A 14,169-nucleotide genomic window follows, 5' to 3' on the forward strand; every position below is an offset into this window, starting at 1 on the left:
AGAGATCTTCCCTCCTCGCCGGAGGTCTTATGTGGTGGGGAGGCCCTTCTCACTTTCTACCCTTCTCCCCCCCCCCCCCCCCCCCTCCCCCAGGCCCCCCCCCCCCCCCCCCGCTACACCTTCGAGAAGATGCACACCTACGCCAACCACGTCGGCCTGTTCGCCGAGGAGATCGGCCCGAGCGGCGAGCAACTCGGCAACTTCCCGCAGGCGTTCACCCACCTGTCGCTCATCATGGCGGCATCGACCCTGGACGAGGCCATTGACCGGCAGCGGCAGCACAGCTGAGCCGGGACAGCGCCGGCCGGCGCCGGACGTGCCGCGTCGTGAGGGCCGCCGGCAGAGCCGCGCCGCCTTCGACGCCCTGTACGCGCGACTGCGGCAGCAGGCGGACGCCTCGGGCCGGCCGCACCCGGCCGACGGCCGCGGAGCGCTGGCCGCCATCACTCCCACGACGATCCTCGCCGCGGCCGCCGAGGTCGTCTCGGGTGTGACCGTGTCCCTGTCGTCGCCGGTCGAGACCCGGGTGGCCCCCGACAACCCGCACCCGGCCGGCCACCGGCTCACCAGCCGCCCCGAGTCCGAGGCAGCGGCGGACGGGCTGCACTTCGCCACGGACCATTTCTCCATGCACGTCCACGGCGACGCGGACAGCCACCTCGACGCCCTGTGTCATGTCGTATACAACGGCACGCTCTACGGAGGCGTCCCCGCGAGAACCGTGACGGCCGAGGGTGCCACCGAGCTGTCCGTCGAGCTGGTGCGCAACGGCATCGTCGGCCGTGGTGTCCTGCTCGACATCCCGCGGCTGCGGGACGTGCCGTGGCTGGAGCCGGGTGACCACGTCACCGGCGACGACCTCCGGGCCGCGGAAGCCGCCCAGGGCGTGCAGGTGCGGTCCGGGGACGTCCTTCTCGTACGGGTCGGTCACCGCCGCAGGCGTCAGGAGGCCGGGCCGTGGGACGCCTCGCGCAGCCGGGCCGGCCTCCACCCCGCCGCGATGGAATTCCTGGCCGAGCGCCGGGTCGCCGCGCTGGGCAGCGACAGCAACAACGACACGGCTCCGAGCCTCACCGACGGCGTGGACTTCCCCGTCCACGTCCTGGCGGTTCACGCCCTCGGACTGCACTTGATGGACTACCTGCAGTTCGAGGACCTGGTGCCCCGGTGCGAGGAGACGAACCGCTGGTCGTTCCTGTGTGTCGTCGCCCCCCTGCGGCTCCCCGCGGCCACCGGCTCCCCCGTCAACCCGATCGCCATCCTCTGACCCGCGGGCCGGCCGGCCCGCCCCCACCCCGGCACCCACTTCCGATCGGAGGCGGCCCCCATGGCAGGAACCGAGCACTACGACGTCATCGTCATCGGCACCGGAGCGGGCGGTGGCACGCTCGCCCACCGCCTGGCTCCCACCGGCAAGCGCGTCCTGCTCCTGGAACGCGGCGGATACCTGCCCCGCGAGCGGGACAACTGGGAGTCCACCGCGGTCTTCGTCAAGGGCAAGTACCGCGCCCAGGAGTTCTGGTACGACAAACACGGCGACACGTTCCCTCCCGAGGTCAACTACTACGTGGGCGGGAACACGAAGTTCTACGGAGCCGCCCTGTTCCGCCTGCGCCCCGAGGACTTCGGCGAGCTGCGCCACCACGGCGGCATCTCACCGGCGTGGCCGATGCGCTACGAGGATCTGGAGCCCTACTACACCGAGGCGGAGCACCTGTACCTGGTGCACGGCCGCCACGGTGAGGACCCCACCGAGGGACCGGCCAGTGCCCCGTACGCCTACCCGCCGGTGCAACACGAGCCGCGGATCCAGCAGCTCAGCGACGACCTGGAGAAGCAGGGCCTGCGCCCCTTCCATCTGCCGATCGGCGTCAACCTCACCCAGGACGCCCGGGGCGCCGCGGCACACGGGAGCGTCTGTATCCGCTGCGACCGGGTCGACGGATTCCCGTGCCTGGTGCAGGGCAAGGCCGATGCGCAGGTCATCTGCGTCGACCCGGCCCTGGAGCACGACAACGTCACCCTGGTCACGGGGGCCGACGTCCGCAGGCTGGAGACCGGCCCGAGCGGCCGTAGCGTCGACAAGGTGATCACCGAACTCGACGACGGGACGGTCGCGGAGTACTCCGCCGACATCGTGGTGGTGGCCTGCGGCGCCGTCAACTCGGCCGCTCTGCTGTTGCGTTCGGCGGGCGAACATCATCCGGACGGCCTGGCCAACGGTTCCGGAGTCGTGGGCCGCCACTACATGCGGCACAACAACCTCGCGCTGATGGCGGTCTCGAAGGAACCCAACGACACGCAGTTCCAGAAGACCCTCGCTCTCAACGACTGGTACCTGGGCGCGGACGACTGGGACTACCCGCTGGGCGGCATCCAGATGCTCGGCAAGTCGGACGCCGACCAGATCCGGGGGGAGGCACCGCGGTGGGCGGGCGCGGCCTCGCCGGACGTCCCCTTCGAGGTACTGGCCCACCACGCGGTGGACTTCTGGCTGTGCGGCGAGGATCTCCCCCACCCCGACAACCGCGTCACGCTCGACGGCGACGACAACATCCACCTCGCGCTCGACGAGAAGAACAACACCGAAGGACTCACGCGCCTGCGGCACAAGCTCCAGAAGATGCTCGGCCACCTGGGCATGCACCCCCACCACCTGCTGTCGCACAGCCTCTACCTGCACAAGGGCATGCCGATCGGCGCCACCGCCCACCAGGCCGGCACCATCCGCTTCGGCACCGACCCGCAGACCTCGGCCCTCGACGTCGACTGCAAGGCCCACGACGTCGACAACCTCTACGTCGTCGACACCAGCTTCTTCCCGAGCATCGGGGCGGTGAACCCGTCGCTGACCGCCATCGCCAACGCCCTGCGGGTCGGCGACCGCATCGCGGAGCGCCTGCGCTGAACGGCCCCGCCCCGCTCACGCGCCCACCCGGCCGGCCCTGCCGTGCAGTCGGAGCAGGCACGGCAGGGGGGTCAGCTCGCGACGTCCTCGTCGGTGAGCGGCTCCAGGGTGCCGTGGGTGTCGAGGCGGTAGAGCAGCGTCACGGCTGGTCCGATGAGCAGGAGCGCCACCAGCGACACGATGAGCAGCCACCGCAGGGTCGCGCTCGCCCCGGCGGCGTCCTGGGCGGTCAGCGAGGTCGGCACCAGGTAGGGCCGCTGGGCCACGCCCCAGGCGGCGACAGCCAGGGCGACGGCGGCCACCGCGCTGTACCGTGCCCAGCCCAGGGCCGGTCCACCGACCAGGACGACGGTGAGCGCGCCGGCCGCCACCGACAGCAGGACCAGGAGCAGCCCGAACCCGTGGGTGAGCCCGTGGTGCACGTACGAGGCGTCGTCGGCGGTCACCGCGAGCCCGACCACGCCGACGATCACCAGAGCCGCGACGGCGAGCCGGGCTCGCAGGCGGAAGTAGCCGACGAGTTCGCCGGCGCCGAAGCGGCGGGCGTCCGCGGTGAGGAAGACCGCGCCGAGGACGGCGGTCGCACAGACGGCGAGCAGCCCGGCGACGACCGAGGTGGTGTTGGCCCAGGCGTCGGCGGAGGCGGTGCTGCCCGGCCTGACCCGGCCGGAGGCGACGCCGCCGATGACCGTGCCCAGGAAGAACGGGGTGAGGAGGGAGGCGAGGGCGAAGACGGCGCCGTAGACGCGGCGTGCGGCGAGACGTCGGGTGGGCTTGCGCAGGGCGAACCCGGCACCGCGCAGGACCATGCCGACCGCCGCGAGCGCCAGCGGCAGCCAGAGAGCCGTGAACACGGTCTGGAAGAAGACCGGGAAGCCGGTCCACATGAGGACCAGGACGAAGACGAGCCACACGTTGTTGACCTCCCACACGGGGGCCATGGCGTGGTCGATCAGCCACCGCGGACGGCGGCCGCGCGCGGCGCCGCCGGCCAGGAGGTCCCAGAACCCGGCGCCGTAGTCGACCCCACCGCCGCAGGCGTAGGCGGCGATCGCCAGAAGCAGGACCCAGGACAGGACGTCGGCGCTCACTCCGTGCCTCCGGAGGTGTGCCGGGGTGTGGTGTCCGGCGGGGGCGGCTGGGGCGCGGTGGGGGCGAGTTCGGGTCGCGGGCCGTACGGGGTGTCGCTCTCGGGGTCCTCGGCGGGCGCGGTGGTGTCGCCGGCGAGCCGCCAGCGGGTGCGCATCTTGAGCAGCACGGTGAGGAACGCCCCGAAGATCAGGACGTAGACCAGGACGACGATGCCGAACATCGTCCACAGGGACGCGGCGTGGGTCGGGGTGACCGCTTCGGAGACCCGCATGTTCTGGTAGACGATCCAGGGCTGGCGGCCCACCTCGGTGGTGATCCAGCCGCACTCCACGCACAGCACACTGGCGGCGCCGGCCAGGGCGGCGCAGCGGAAGAACCAGCGTGAGCGGGGCAGGTCGCGGCGCCGCCACCAGCACCACGCGTACCACAGGGCGAGCAGGATGAGCACGCTTCCGACGGTCGCCATGATGTCGAAGGCCCAGTGCACGATCGTGGCCTGTGTCGCGGTGGGGCGGTCGGCCGCGGATACCGAGGTGAGACCCGTGACCTTGGTGTCGGGTCTGAACCCGGCCAGGATGGAGTCGAGTTGGGGGATCTTGATGCCCCCCTTGATGGTGCCGTCCTCCTGGAGGCGGCCGAACAGGTACTCGGGGACATGGGTGTCGGTGTTCCACACGAGTTCGGCGGCGGCGAACTTGACCGGCTGCTTCTGGTAGACCTGCCGCGCGATGTGGTCGCCGAGGAAGAACTGCACCGGGGTCAGGATCGCGGCGACGGTGAACGGCACGGTGAAGCCCAGGCGGTGGTAGCGGTCGCGGCGGCCGCGCAGCCAGCCGACCGCGTAGACCCCGGCGACGACATAGCCGGCGGTGAGGAACATGGCACAGACGAAGTGCCAGTACTCGGGCCCGAAGATGGGCGTGAAGACGGCCTGCCGGACGTCGACGTGCACCGGGTTGCCGCCCGCGTCGAGGGTGAAGCCCTGCGGGGTGTTCATCCACGAGTTCGCGGCGATGATGCCGAACGCGCCCAGCAGGGCGGCGAGCGGCAGCGGGGCGCCGAGCCAGAAGTGTGTCCAGGGCCTGAGCCTGCGCCACCCGTAGAGGTAGATCGCGATGAGGATGGCCTCCAGGAAGAACGCCCAGCTCTCGACGCCGAACCCGAGGCCGAAGACGTCTCCCCAGCGGCCCATCATGCCGGGCCACAGGAGGCCGAACTCGAAGGACAGGACCGTGCCGGTGACGATGCCCACGGCGAACTGCACGGCCATGACGGCAGACCACCGGCGGGCGAGCAGCAGCGCGGTCGCGTCACCGCGCCGCAGCCCGCGGTGGTGCATGACGAGCGTGATGAACGGCAGCGCCACCCCGAACGGCACCAGCAGGATGTGCGTGGCCAGGGTGAACGCCATCAACTCGCGGGCGGGCAGAAGCTGGGGCGGAGTGCTGCTGAGAAGCTGCGTCGCGAGGTCCACCTGCCGGTCAGCCTCCGGTCGCGAAGCCGGGGAACAGTGTCATGCCGCCGTCCACGTAGATCGTGGTGCCGACCACGTAGTCCATGAGGTCGGACGCGAGCAGCGTCACCGCGTGGGCGATGTCGTCGGGGTCGCCGACCCGGCGGTAGGGGATCAGCTTGAGCAGGTCGGCCTCGGCCTCGGGGGTCTCCCAGGCGCTGCGGTTGATCGGGGTCCGGATGGCGCCCGGTGCGACGGCGTTGACCCTGATGCCCTTCGGGGCGAACTCCTGCGCCAGGGTCTGCATCATCATCAGGACGCCGCCCTTGGAGGCCGCGTAGTTGGCGTGGCCCGACCAGGGGATGATCTGGTGGACGGAACTCATGCAGACGATCTTCCCGGCCGCGCGGGACACCTCGGGGACCACGCCGCGGCGCACGAACTCCTTGGCCGCCTCGCGCGCGCACAGGAACTGTCCGGTCAGGTTGACCTCCAGGACCTTGTTCCACTCGGCGAGTGTCATGTCGGTGCTGGCGGCGTCGCGCTGCAGGCCGGCGTTGGCGACCAGGACGTCGATCGTGCCGAACTCCTCGATCATGCGCTGGATCATGGCGACGACCTGGCCCTCGTCGGAGACGTCCGCCTCGTGTGCGTACGCCTTCACGCCGAACGAGGTGATCTCCTCGACGACCTCTTCGGCCGCCTCCCGGCCGAAGACGTAGTTCACGACGACGTCGGCGCCGGCCCGCCCGAGGCCGATGGCGGTGGCCTTGCCGATGCCCGAGTTCGCGCCGGTGACCAGCGCCTTCTGTCCGCGCAGCACAGGGGGCAGGGCAAGCCGTCGCTGGTCCGAGGCCGAGGCCGAGGCCATGGTCGTCTCCCGTCGTAGAGTGCGGTTCGCTACGGCGGCACCCTGTACGCGCGCCTGCGGGAGCGGGGCCAGGCTCGCTGAGCGCTCGGCCATCAGGTGCAGGGATGTCCCCCGTAGGAGGCAGTCGGGTCGGGGCGTCGGTCGTGCGCCCGTCCGGGTGCACCCCGTGGGGTACGTGGCGGCGTACCGGTTCCCCGGGCCCGCCCCTGCTGGAAGCTGTGCCCGGTGGGCGGGTTCGGGTGGACGACCGCGAGGAGCAGCGTGGCGGGATCGACACAGGCACCGACGATCGTCGTGGTGATGGGCGTGTCCGGCTCGGGCAAGACACACATGGGCCGGCTGCTCGCCCACCGCCGCGGTGTGCCGTTCGTGGAGGGCGACGACCTGCACCCGGCGCGGAACGTGGCACGGATGTCGGCCGGCGACGCCCTCGACGACCGGGACCGCGAGCCGTGGCTGCACGCCGTCGCCGCCACGATCCGGGCGGCGACCGAGCGGGGGGAAGGCACCGTCATCTCGTGCTCGGCCCTCCGGTACGCCTACCGTCGGCTCCTCGGCGCGGCCGGGGCTGGTGTGTGGTTCCTCCACCTGGCGCTGGACCCGGAGGTCGCACGGGCGCGGATGACCCGCCGGACGGGGCACTTCATGCCGGCCGCGCTCCTCGACTCGCAGTACGCCGGCCTCGAGCCGTTGAGGGACGACGAGCCCGGGCTGACGGTCGACGCCGCTGCCGGCCCCGACGAGATCCTGGAGACGGTCGAGAGGGGCCTCGCGGAGTTCGAGGCCCGCCGGCACTGACCCGAACCGGCCACGGGGCACGGCGGCGGACCTGGAGACGTCCTAGGGGCGGCTCTCGCCGGACGGTGGCGCGCCGGGGAACAGGTCCCGGGCACGCCGCCCTCCGATGCCCTGCGAGTCCGCCGTTCGTGCGCGGGCCCGGCGGGGTGCGTCGGCGAACTCCCTGTCGACCGCTTCGTCGAGGAGGTCGAGCTCCGCCCGCAGCGCCGGCCCGCACTGGGCCGGGAGTGTGGCGAGCAGACCTTCGAGGAGGGCCCGGAGCCGTCGGCAGACCTGCACGGAGCTCGCTCCGTAGTCGCGGATCTCGGTGACGGCGAGGTCCAGGTAACTCTCCCAGGGCCGGCCGGGCAGCACCAGACGCGGCCGGCCGCGGTCGTCGGCGAACACGTAGTGGCTGCGGGGTCCGACGCGTCCGACCTCGTGCAGGAACGCCTCGATGTGGTTCAGCACCTGGACGGCCGTCGTGGGGTCGTTGACGGCCGGGGACAGGGCGCGGATGGCGATGTCGACCAGGATGCGCAGCGCGAACGCCGGGTCCTGCTCGATCGTGCGCTCCGTGCCGAGGGCGAGGAGGCCGGTCACCCGGCTCGCCTCGGGCAGCGGCGCACCGCCGTGGATCTCGACGACGGTGCCGCCGGGCGGCACGAAGTCGCCGACGGAGGCGCCCAGGACGAGCACGCAGTCGTGCCGGGCCGCGAGCGCGACCATGCCGGGAGCGTCGAACGCCTGGATGACGCCCCCGCGTTGCGACCTGATCCGGTTCACCGGGCCCGCCGCCGGAAGGGGGCCGTCGGACATCTTCGTACTCCGCAGCCGCACCGCGGCGTTGTCGAGGATCTCTTCACCCTGGCGTCCGACGATGTCGGCGATGGCCACCGGCCGGAGGTTGTGGGTGAAGCGGTTGAGGTAGACCAGCAGAAGCAGGAGGCTCACGGAGACGGCGATGCCCGCCAGGGTCACACCGAGGTTGGGCACCGAGTCGGTCTCGATGCTCCGCAGCAGTGTGTAGGCGAACGCGAAGGTGCCGGTGAAGGTGGCCAGCACGGCCTTCTGGAGCCGGTCGCGGTACCACAGCCGCATGTAGCGCGGGGAGAGGGTACCGGTGGCCTGCTGGATGACGAGGACGCCGATGGTGACGACGAACCCGAGCAGGGCGATCATCGAACCGACCACCGAGCTGAGCACGCTGCTCGCGGTCGAGGCGGAGTAGTCCCAGCTCTTCGGCAGCCAGGACGCGCCGTCGACGGCGGACGCGACCTCTGCGAGGGTGACCCCGAGCACGAGCCCGAACAGCGGGACGATCCACAGACTCGCCTTGGCGTACTGCCGTAGCCGGAATCGGGCGGCCCACGTGGTCATACGGTGCCCATGAGCACGGCGGTGTCGCCGGGCAGCGGCGTGACCGTCTGCGTTCCGGTGACCGGGGCGAGCTGACCGTCGGCGCGCACGACGAACAGGATGTCGCAGTCCGGGGGGATCGGCCGGGAGCCGGGCTGCACGTGGAAGCGGGCCCCGTGCCGGTACCGGTCGGCCAGACGGTGACGGACCAGTGCCTGACCGAAGAGGATGTCGCCGCCGGTGTAGGGGGCGACCACCCCGTGACTGTCGCGGGGCGGCCCCACCCGGTAGACCGGCCCGCGCACGTTGTCCTTGATGACGACCGAGGCGAGAGCGTTGAAGTCGTCGTCGTCGGTGAGCAGGAACACCGCGGTGACGCCCTCCAGGCGGGCGCGTGGATTCGTCGCGGTCGCCAGCATCTCCCCGTGCGCGAGTTCGATGCCCGCCGCGGTGATCCGCTCGCGTTCCTCGTCCAGCCCGGCCCACATCAGCACGTCAAGTCCCGTGTTCTTCAACGCCTTCCCCAGGTCGATGACCCACGCTGCCCCGCCCACCAGGAGCGGCCGCGTCCGTGCCGAGCGGACGACGCCCAGCTTCCGGGCCACGGGCGCGGCGGTCAGGGCGTAGAGAAGGACCGTCCCCACGATCACGAGGAACGTGATCGGCAGGATCTTCGACGCCCCGGGCAGTCCGTCCTCCACCAGGCTGGAGGCGAAGGCGGACGCGGTGGAGGCGGCAACGATGCCGCGGGGCGCCATCCACCCGACGAAGCCCCATTCGCCCACGGTCAGGTCGGAACCACGGGACGAGGCGAACGCGACGAGCGGCCGCACCAGCAGGACGAGAACGGCGATCAGGACGAGGGAGGGGACGAGCACGGGCACCACGGACGCGGGGGTGACGGCGGAGGAGATGGAGACGAACAGCAGGCCGATGATCATCTGGACGAGTGTTTCCAGGAAGGGCCGGCGAGCCGGCATGTCCAGCCCCGGGAGATTGGTGATCGCGAGCCCGGTGACGATGGCGGCGATGAGCCCGGTGTCGTCACGGGCGATGTCGCACCCCGCCGACACCAGGATCACCGTCGCCAACTGGGCCAGGGTGCCGAGGGTTTCACCGAGTCGCAGCTTGTGCAGCGCCAGCCACAGGATGACGGTGCCCACCGCACCGCCCGCCAGGCCGACGCCCATGCTGATGAGGAACTGGCCGATCTGGTAGCCCCGGCCGATGTCGATCCGGTGCCTGGTGGCGACGGCATGGAAGACGACGGCCCCGAGGATGCCCCCGATCGGGTCGGTCAGGGTGCCTTCCCAGACCAGGATGCGCCGCACCTTCTCCGTGGGCCGGACGTATTCGAGCAGCGGACCGACGACCGTGGGACCGGACACCACGAGGATCACCGCGATCATCGCCGCCACCCGCAACGGGATGCCGAACAGGGCGGGCCCCGCGCCCGCGACGACGAAGAAGGTGACCACGATGCCGATGATCAGCAGCCGCACGACGGCTGAGCGGGTGGCACCGGTCAGGTTGCGCATGTTCAGCCCGAGGCCCGCGTCGTAGAGGATCACGGCGACGGACAGCGAGACCAGTGCGGGAAAGTCCGGGCCGACGAGCCGTGCGGGATGGATGACGTCGGTCAGGGCGCCCGCTGTGAAGCCGACCGGCAGGAGGATGATCAGCGCGGGAACGCGCAGCTTGTTCGCCAGGATCTGCGAGCCCGTGGCGAGAGCGACGGTCAGGGCGATGCCCAGGAGAATGTCCTCACCGCTCACAGCGATCTTCTTCCGCTTGACGCACCGGGCCCGTGAGATTGAACCTCGTGGCCTGGTCCCGCGCCCACCGATCGACCCTGGACACGTTTCCCACCACCCCATCAGCCCCGGCGGGCCCGGAGCACAGCCGGAGGGGGCGACAACAGGTGTCCGGGCGTCGTCGTCCCCTCCGGCACGGGGGCAGGCAGCCGCGAGCGGACTGGCGGGCGGAAGCGGCACCCTCGCTCCCGGCCTCAACGGCGAGTGGTCCGCGACGCCCGCACCGACCCCTCCCCCGCACCAGGCCGCCGAGCCGCGCTGCCGTGCGGGGGGACCGGGGCGGCTCTACGGTTGAGGGGAGTCCGCGCCCGCTCCGGGCCGCCGTGGCCCCGGGCTGTCCTACGGCCTCAGGGCCAGGCAGGAGGGTCATCCATGCCCGAGCATGCGACGACGGCGATGCGGGCGACGCCTCACGCCACACCCGAGGAACGCGCGGCGCTGGGCAAGGCGGCCCGGCGCCGAACACCGCGGTCCGGCCACGCCGTCTACAAGCCGTCCGCGCGCAGACCGGACCCGCTGGCGATCCTGGAGGCGCAGTCGGCGACCCGAGTCCCGGAACTGGTGCCGATCCGATACGGCCGGATGAGCGAGTCGCCGTTCCGCTTCTACCGGGGCGCGGCGGCGATCATGGCGTCCGACCTGGCAGCCACCCCCCGCTCCGGGATCACCGCCCAGCTCTGCGGGGACGCGCACCTGCTGAACTTCCGGCTGCTGGCGTCCCCGGAGCGGGATCTGATGTTCGACATCAACGACTTCGACGAGACCCTGCCCGGACCGTGGGAGTGGGACGTCAAGCGACTGTCGGCGAGTTTCGTCATCGCCGCCCGCGCCAACGGGTTCGACGACGCCGAGCGCGCCCGCGTCGTGACGGGCACCGTGCGCTCGTACCGCGAGGCCATGAGGCGTTTCGCCGGCATGAGCAATCTGGACGTCTGGTACACGAAGATCGACGCGGCCCGTCTCGAGTCCCTCGCCGCGGCCCGGCTGCACAGGAGCGGGCAGAAGAAGCTGTCCCGCGCCATGACCAGGGCCCGCTCCCACGACACCCTCCAGGCGTTCGGCAAGCTCACGCACCTGGTCGACGGCCGACCGGTGATCGCGGCCGATCCACCCTTGCTGACACCGATCGCCGACCTGCTGCCGGACACCGAACGCGCCGCCCTGCAACGCCAGTTCCAGGGCCTGGTCGAGCGGTACGGCGCCACCCTGCCGTCCGACCGGCGCTTCCTCCTGACCGACTACCGGCTGGCGGACGTCGCCCGCAAGGTGGTCGGGGTCGGCAGCGTCGGCACCCGGTGCTGGATCTTCCTCCTCCTGGGGCGGGACGGCCGCGATCCCCTGTTCCTCCAGGCCAAGGAGGCCGACACCTCCGTGCTCGCCGAACACGTCGGAGCAAGCCAGTACCGCAACCAGGGCGAGCGGGTGGTCGCCGGACAGCGGCTGATGCAGGCGGCCAGCGACATCTTCCTCGGCTGGGAACGGGTGGACGGGATCGACGGCAGACGCCGCGACTTCTACGTCCGCCAACTGCGCGACTGGAAGGGCATCGCGATGCCGGAGACCATGTCGCCGAGACAACTGGAGGCGTTCGGCGGCGTCTGCGGCATCACCCTGGCCCGCGCGCACGCCCGGTCCGGTGACCGGATCGCGATCGCCTCCTACCTGGGCAGCGGCGACTCCTTCGACCGGGCCCTGGTGACCTTCGCGGAGGCGTACGCCGACCAGAACGAGCGCGACCACCAGGCACTGGTCGACGCGGTACAAGCGGGCCGGCTGCCCGCAGCGGACGTCCAGGCCACGGCAGGCGGCAAGAAGCAGTGACCGGGTCGAGGGCGTTGCCCTCTGTTGGGTGGGGACCTGGCACATCCCTCGGCGTGGGGCCGCGCCTGCGGCACGCCGGGCCACTCGGTGAGTGGGAGTGAACGCACCCAGGTGTCCAGTGCGCGGATCAACTCACCGACCCGTCCGCCACCTTCCGGAGCCGTGGGGAAGCGAGTGAGCACGTCGACGAGGGCCGGTGTCGCATGACGCATCGCCCGCCGCAGATGTTCGGCACCCACACTGCGATCGTCGCCGGCGACGAGTTCGGCCGCTCGGGCCGCATGCGCGCCGGCTCCGAGAATGTGCTTGACCTGGGTGCTCTTCGCCAGCGGATGCAGGTAGGCGGCACCTGACGCGGACATCGCGGACCATGCCGCCTCGCGCGCAGCCGCGGTGTCCGCGCTCCTGGCCGCCCTGAGGGCCGCCCACGCCCGGTCGCGCAGGGATCTGCCGCGCTCCCCACCCTGGGCGAAGTCCCACGCGGCACCGACGGCGTCTCGTGGCCGCGAGTCCTGCGGCTGGTCGGCCTCGAAGATCTCCAGCGCCGACTCCGCGCACGCCGCGGCGAATCGGGTGACTTCACGGAGGTCCCGCATGCTCAGTACGACCTCGCCCGCTGCTCCCGCCATCGTTCCGTCTTCGGTGCTCGCGCCGGGCAGGGCGGCTTCGGACCCGGCATGCCGCCGCCGGTCGTGAACAGCGGTCCCGCCGCCCCGTGTACGCCGTGCCCGACGACCGTGCCGGCGGAGATTCCGGCGACCGCGTCCAGCCCGGTGTAGTAGGCGGCGTAGCCCAGACTCCCGGCCCAGACGACGACCGTCAGCACACCCTCGGCATCCCGGCCCGGCCGGCCCCACAGCGGGACCAGCAGGCCGAGTGCGAGGAGCGGGAAGACGGGCAGCAGGACGATGTGCAGGCCGGCCCGGTGGCCGGCCGTCGCCGCGCTCAGATGTCCGGGATGCGTCAGACCGGCGGCGGCCGGCAGGAGCGGGGGCGCGGCGACCAGGGCGATCGTGCGTAGGGTGCGCATCGGTTCACCGTAGGGGGACCCGCGAGGGCCAGGGGGCTCGGGCGAGCGCCGTAAGACATCCGTAAGAGACTCGGTCGGCAGGTGCCGGACGGGAGTTGACTACGCTTCCGGCACGGGCCTGCTGCGGGCCCCGGGCTGCGATGGGCCAAGTACCCACCCGGGCTGCCGCAGGGAAGCCCGGTGGTCATCGGCTCGACGGACCCTGCGACCGGCGGGGAGCGCGTGGTCGTCTTCGTGCCCTGGGCACGGCCGCCGCACGGCGCGGGAGAGGTCCTCGACGAGGTCGCGCGGCGGGTCCGGGCCGCGCTGGGCCACGACGACGTACGGGTGCTCGCCCTGCCACCGTCGGCCTTCCCTCGCACGACGAGCGGCAAGCTGCAGCGGCGGCGGATGCGGACCCGTTTCGAGGAGGGTGCCTACCGTCCCGCCGCCTCGTCGGCTCTCCCGGTCACGCCCCCGCCGGCCCTTTCCTCGGCCGGACCGTGGGAAGGGCGGATCGCGGCGCCCCGTTCCCGCGGCGACATGCGACGGCTTGTACGTCAGGTCTGGGCCCGGGTGCTGGGCCTGCCCGAGGCGTCCTTCGGCGACCTGGACCGGTTCTCCGACCTGGGCGGCACGGGACGTACTCGTCCTGGGCGGCGGGCTGCTGCACCTCGGCGACCTGAGCCGCGAGATCGCCGAGGGACTGCCGCCGGCGGCGGCGGCCGGATATCTGGCCCAGCCGTGGCTGGAGGGAACCCTCGCCTCCTGCCGGGTGGAGTCCCTGCTGCACGCGGCGGAACCCGAACTCCCCCTGATCCACGGCCTGGTGGACGGGGCGGCGGCCCTCGCCTACTGGGCGGCCGTGGACCGCGCGGGGGTGACAGCGGGCCCGTTGCACCTGCTGGGACACACGGTCGGAGTGGATCTGCCGGCGGGCGTACGGGGGGCGCCCTGAGACGGCGGGGTGGGGGGGGGGGGGGGTGGGTCCCCTCCCCCCCCCCTCCCCCCCCCCCCCCCCCCCCCCCCCTCCCCCCCCCCCCCCTCCCTGCCCATCCCTGCCCT

The 14,169-nt window shown here is 72.0% G+C and carries 12 protein-coding genes and 2 pseudogenes; 7 read left to right on the forward strand and 7 right to left on the reverse strand.

The genetic code is table 11. The features are described 5' to 3' along the window. Positions 1-111: 111 nt before the first annotated feature. The 3 genes and pseudogenes from AC07AZ_RS27660 to AC07AZ_RS27670 form a co-directional block, all read left to right on the forward strand. Positions 112-288, forward strand: a pseudogene (locus AC07AZ_RS27660) (glycoside hydrolase family 15 protein); the annotation flags it as partial. 28 nt (positions 289-316) lie between these two features. Continuing rightward, on the forward strand, positions 317-1,267 hold the full coding sequence (locus AC07AZ_RS27665) for a cyclase family protein (RefSeq protein WP_478852341.1): 951 nt from the start codon (positions 317-319) through the stop codon (positions 1,265-1,267). Between the two features lie 60 nt (positions 1,268-1,327). Further along, positions 1,328-2,908, forward strand: coding sequence for a GMC oxidoreductase (locus AC07AZ_RS27670; RefSeq protein WP_478852343.1), 1,581 nt, complete (start codon positions 1,328-1,330; stop codon positions 2,906-2,908). Positions 2,909-2,979: 71 nt separating this feature from the next. Here AC07AZ_RS27670 and AC07AZ_RS27675 read toward each other — a convergent pair whose 3' ends face one another. The 3 genes from AC07AZ_RS27675 to AC07AZ_RS27685 form a co-directional block, all read right to left on the reverse strand. Next, positions 2,980-3,999: a cytochrome d ubiquinol oxidase subunit II gene (locus AC07AZ_RS27675; RefSeq protein WP_478852345.1), complete on the reverse strand. Its 1,020-nt coding sequence runs from the start codon at positions 3,997-3,999 to the stop codon at positions 2,980-2,982. Further along, complete coding sequence (locus AC07AZ_RS27680) at positions 3,996-5,411, reverse strand: cytochrome ubiquinol oxidase subunit I (RefSeq protein ID WP_478852452.1); 1,416 nt, start codon at positions 5,409-5,411, stop codon at positions 3,996-3,998. The genes AC07AZ_RS27675 and AC07AZ_RS27680 overlap by 4 nt, the downstream gene beginning before the upstream one ends. Before the next feature lie 70 nt (positions 5,412-5,481). Continuing rightward, positions 5,482-6,324, reverse strand: coding sequence for an SDR family oxidoreductase (locus tag AC07AZ_RS27685; protein WP_478852347.1), 843 nt, complete (start codon positions 6,322-6,324; stop codon positions 5,482-5,484). 300 nt (positions 6,325-6,624) lie between these two features. On the opposite strand from AC07AZ_RS27685, the gene AC07AZ_RS27690 reads away from it, so the two are divergent. Continuing rightward, positions 6,625-7,122 carry a gluconokinase gene (locus tag AC07AZ_RS27690; RefSeq protein WP_478852454.1) on the forward strand — a complete coding sequence of 166 codons (498 nt, stop codon included), beginning with the start codon at positions 6,625-6,627 and terminating at the stop codon, positions 7,120-7,122. Positions 7,123-7,164: 42 nt separating this feature from the next. Here the strand turns inward: AC07AZ_RS27690 and AC07AZ_RS27695 are convergent, their stop codons facing one another. Both AC07AZ_RS27695 and AC07AZ_RS27700 read right to left on the reverse strand, forming a co-directional pair. Next, positions 7,165-8,481, reverse strand: coding sequence for a DUF2254 domain-containing protein (locus AC07AZ_RS27695; protein ID WP_478852349.1), 1,317 nt, complete (start codon positions 8,479-8,481; stop codon positions 7,165-7,167). Beyond that, a complete protein-coding gene (locus AC07AZ_RS27700) occupies positions 8,478-10,235 on the reverse strand; it encodes a cation:proton antiporter (protein ID WP_478852351.1) in 1,758 nt (585 codons plus the stop codon). The genes AC07AZ_RS27695 and AC07AZ_RS27700 overlap by 4 nt, the downstream gene beginning before the upstream one ends. A gap of 411 nt (positions 10,236-10,646) precedes the next feature. On the opposite strand from AC07AZ_RS27700, the gene AC07AZ_RS27705 reads away from it, so the two are divergent. Both AC07AZ_RS27705 and AC07AZ_RS27710 read left to right on the forward strand, forming a co-directional pair. Further along, positions 10,647-12,095 carry a DUF2252 domain-containing protein gene (locus AC07AZ_RS27705; RefSeq protein ID WP_478852353.1) on the forward strand — a complete coding sequence of 483 codons (1,449 nt, stop codon included), beginning with the start codon at positions 10,647-10,649 and terminating at the stop codon, positions 12,093-12,095. A gap of 203 nt (positions 12,096-12,298) precedes the next feature. Further along, positions 12,299-12,448 carry a hypothetical protein gene (locus tag AC07AZ_RS27710; protein ID WP_478852456.1) on the forward strand — a complete coding sequence of 50 codons (150 nt, stop codon included), beginning with the start codon at positions 12,299-12,301 and terminating at the stop codon, positions 12,446-12,448. Here the strand turns inward: AC07AZ_RS27710 and AC07AZ_RS27715 are convergent. Together AC07AZ_RS27715 and AC07AZ_RS27720 are read right to left on the reverse strand one after the other, a co-directional pair. After that, a pseudogene (locus AC07AZ_RS27715) lies at positions 12,404-12,724 on the reverse strand (putative immunity protein); the annotation flags it as partial. The gene AC07AZ_RS27710 and the pseudogene AC07AZ_RS27715 sit on opposite strands and share 45 nt — an antisense overlap. Beyond that, positions 12,694-13,125: a hypothetical protein gene (locus tag AC07AZ_RS27720; RefSeq protein ID WP_478852355.1), complete on the reverse strand. Its 432-nt coding sequence runs from the start codon at positions 13,123-13,125 to the stop codon at positions 12,694-12,696. The gene AC07AZ_RS27720 and the pseudogene AC07AZ_RS27715, both read right to left, overlap by 31 nt. 532 nt (positions 13,126-13,657) lie before the next feature. Between AC07AZ_RS27720 and AC07AZ_RS27725 the strand changes: the two genes are divergently transcribed. Then, entirely contained in the window at positions 13,658-14,062 is a 405-nt protein-coding gene (locus AC07AZ_RS27725) for a hypothetical protein (protein ID WP_478852357.1), read from the forward strand. Positions 14,063-14,169 lie beyond the last annotated feature (107 nt).

It is taken from the genome of Streptomyces sp. NPDC043878, from assembly GCF_056435735.1.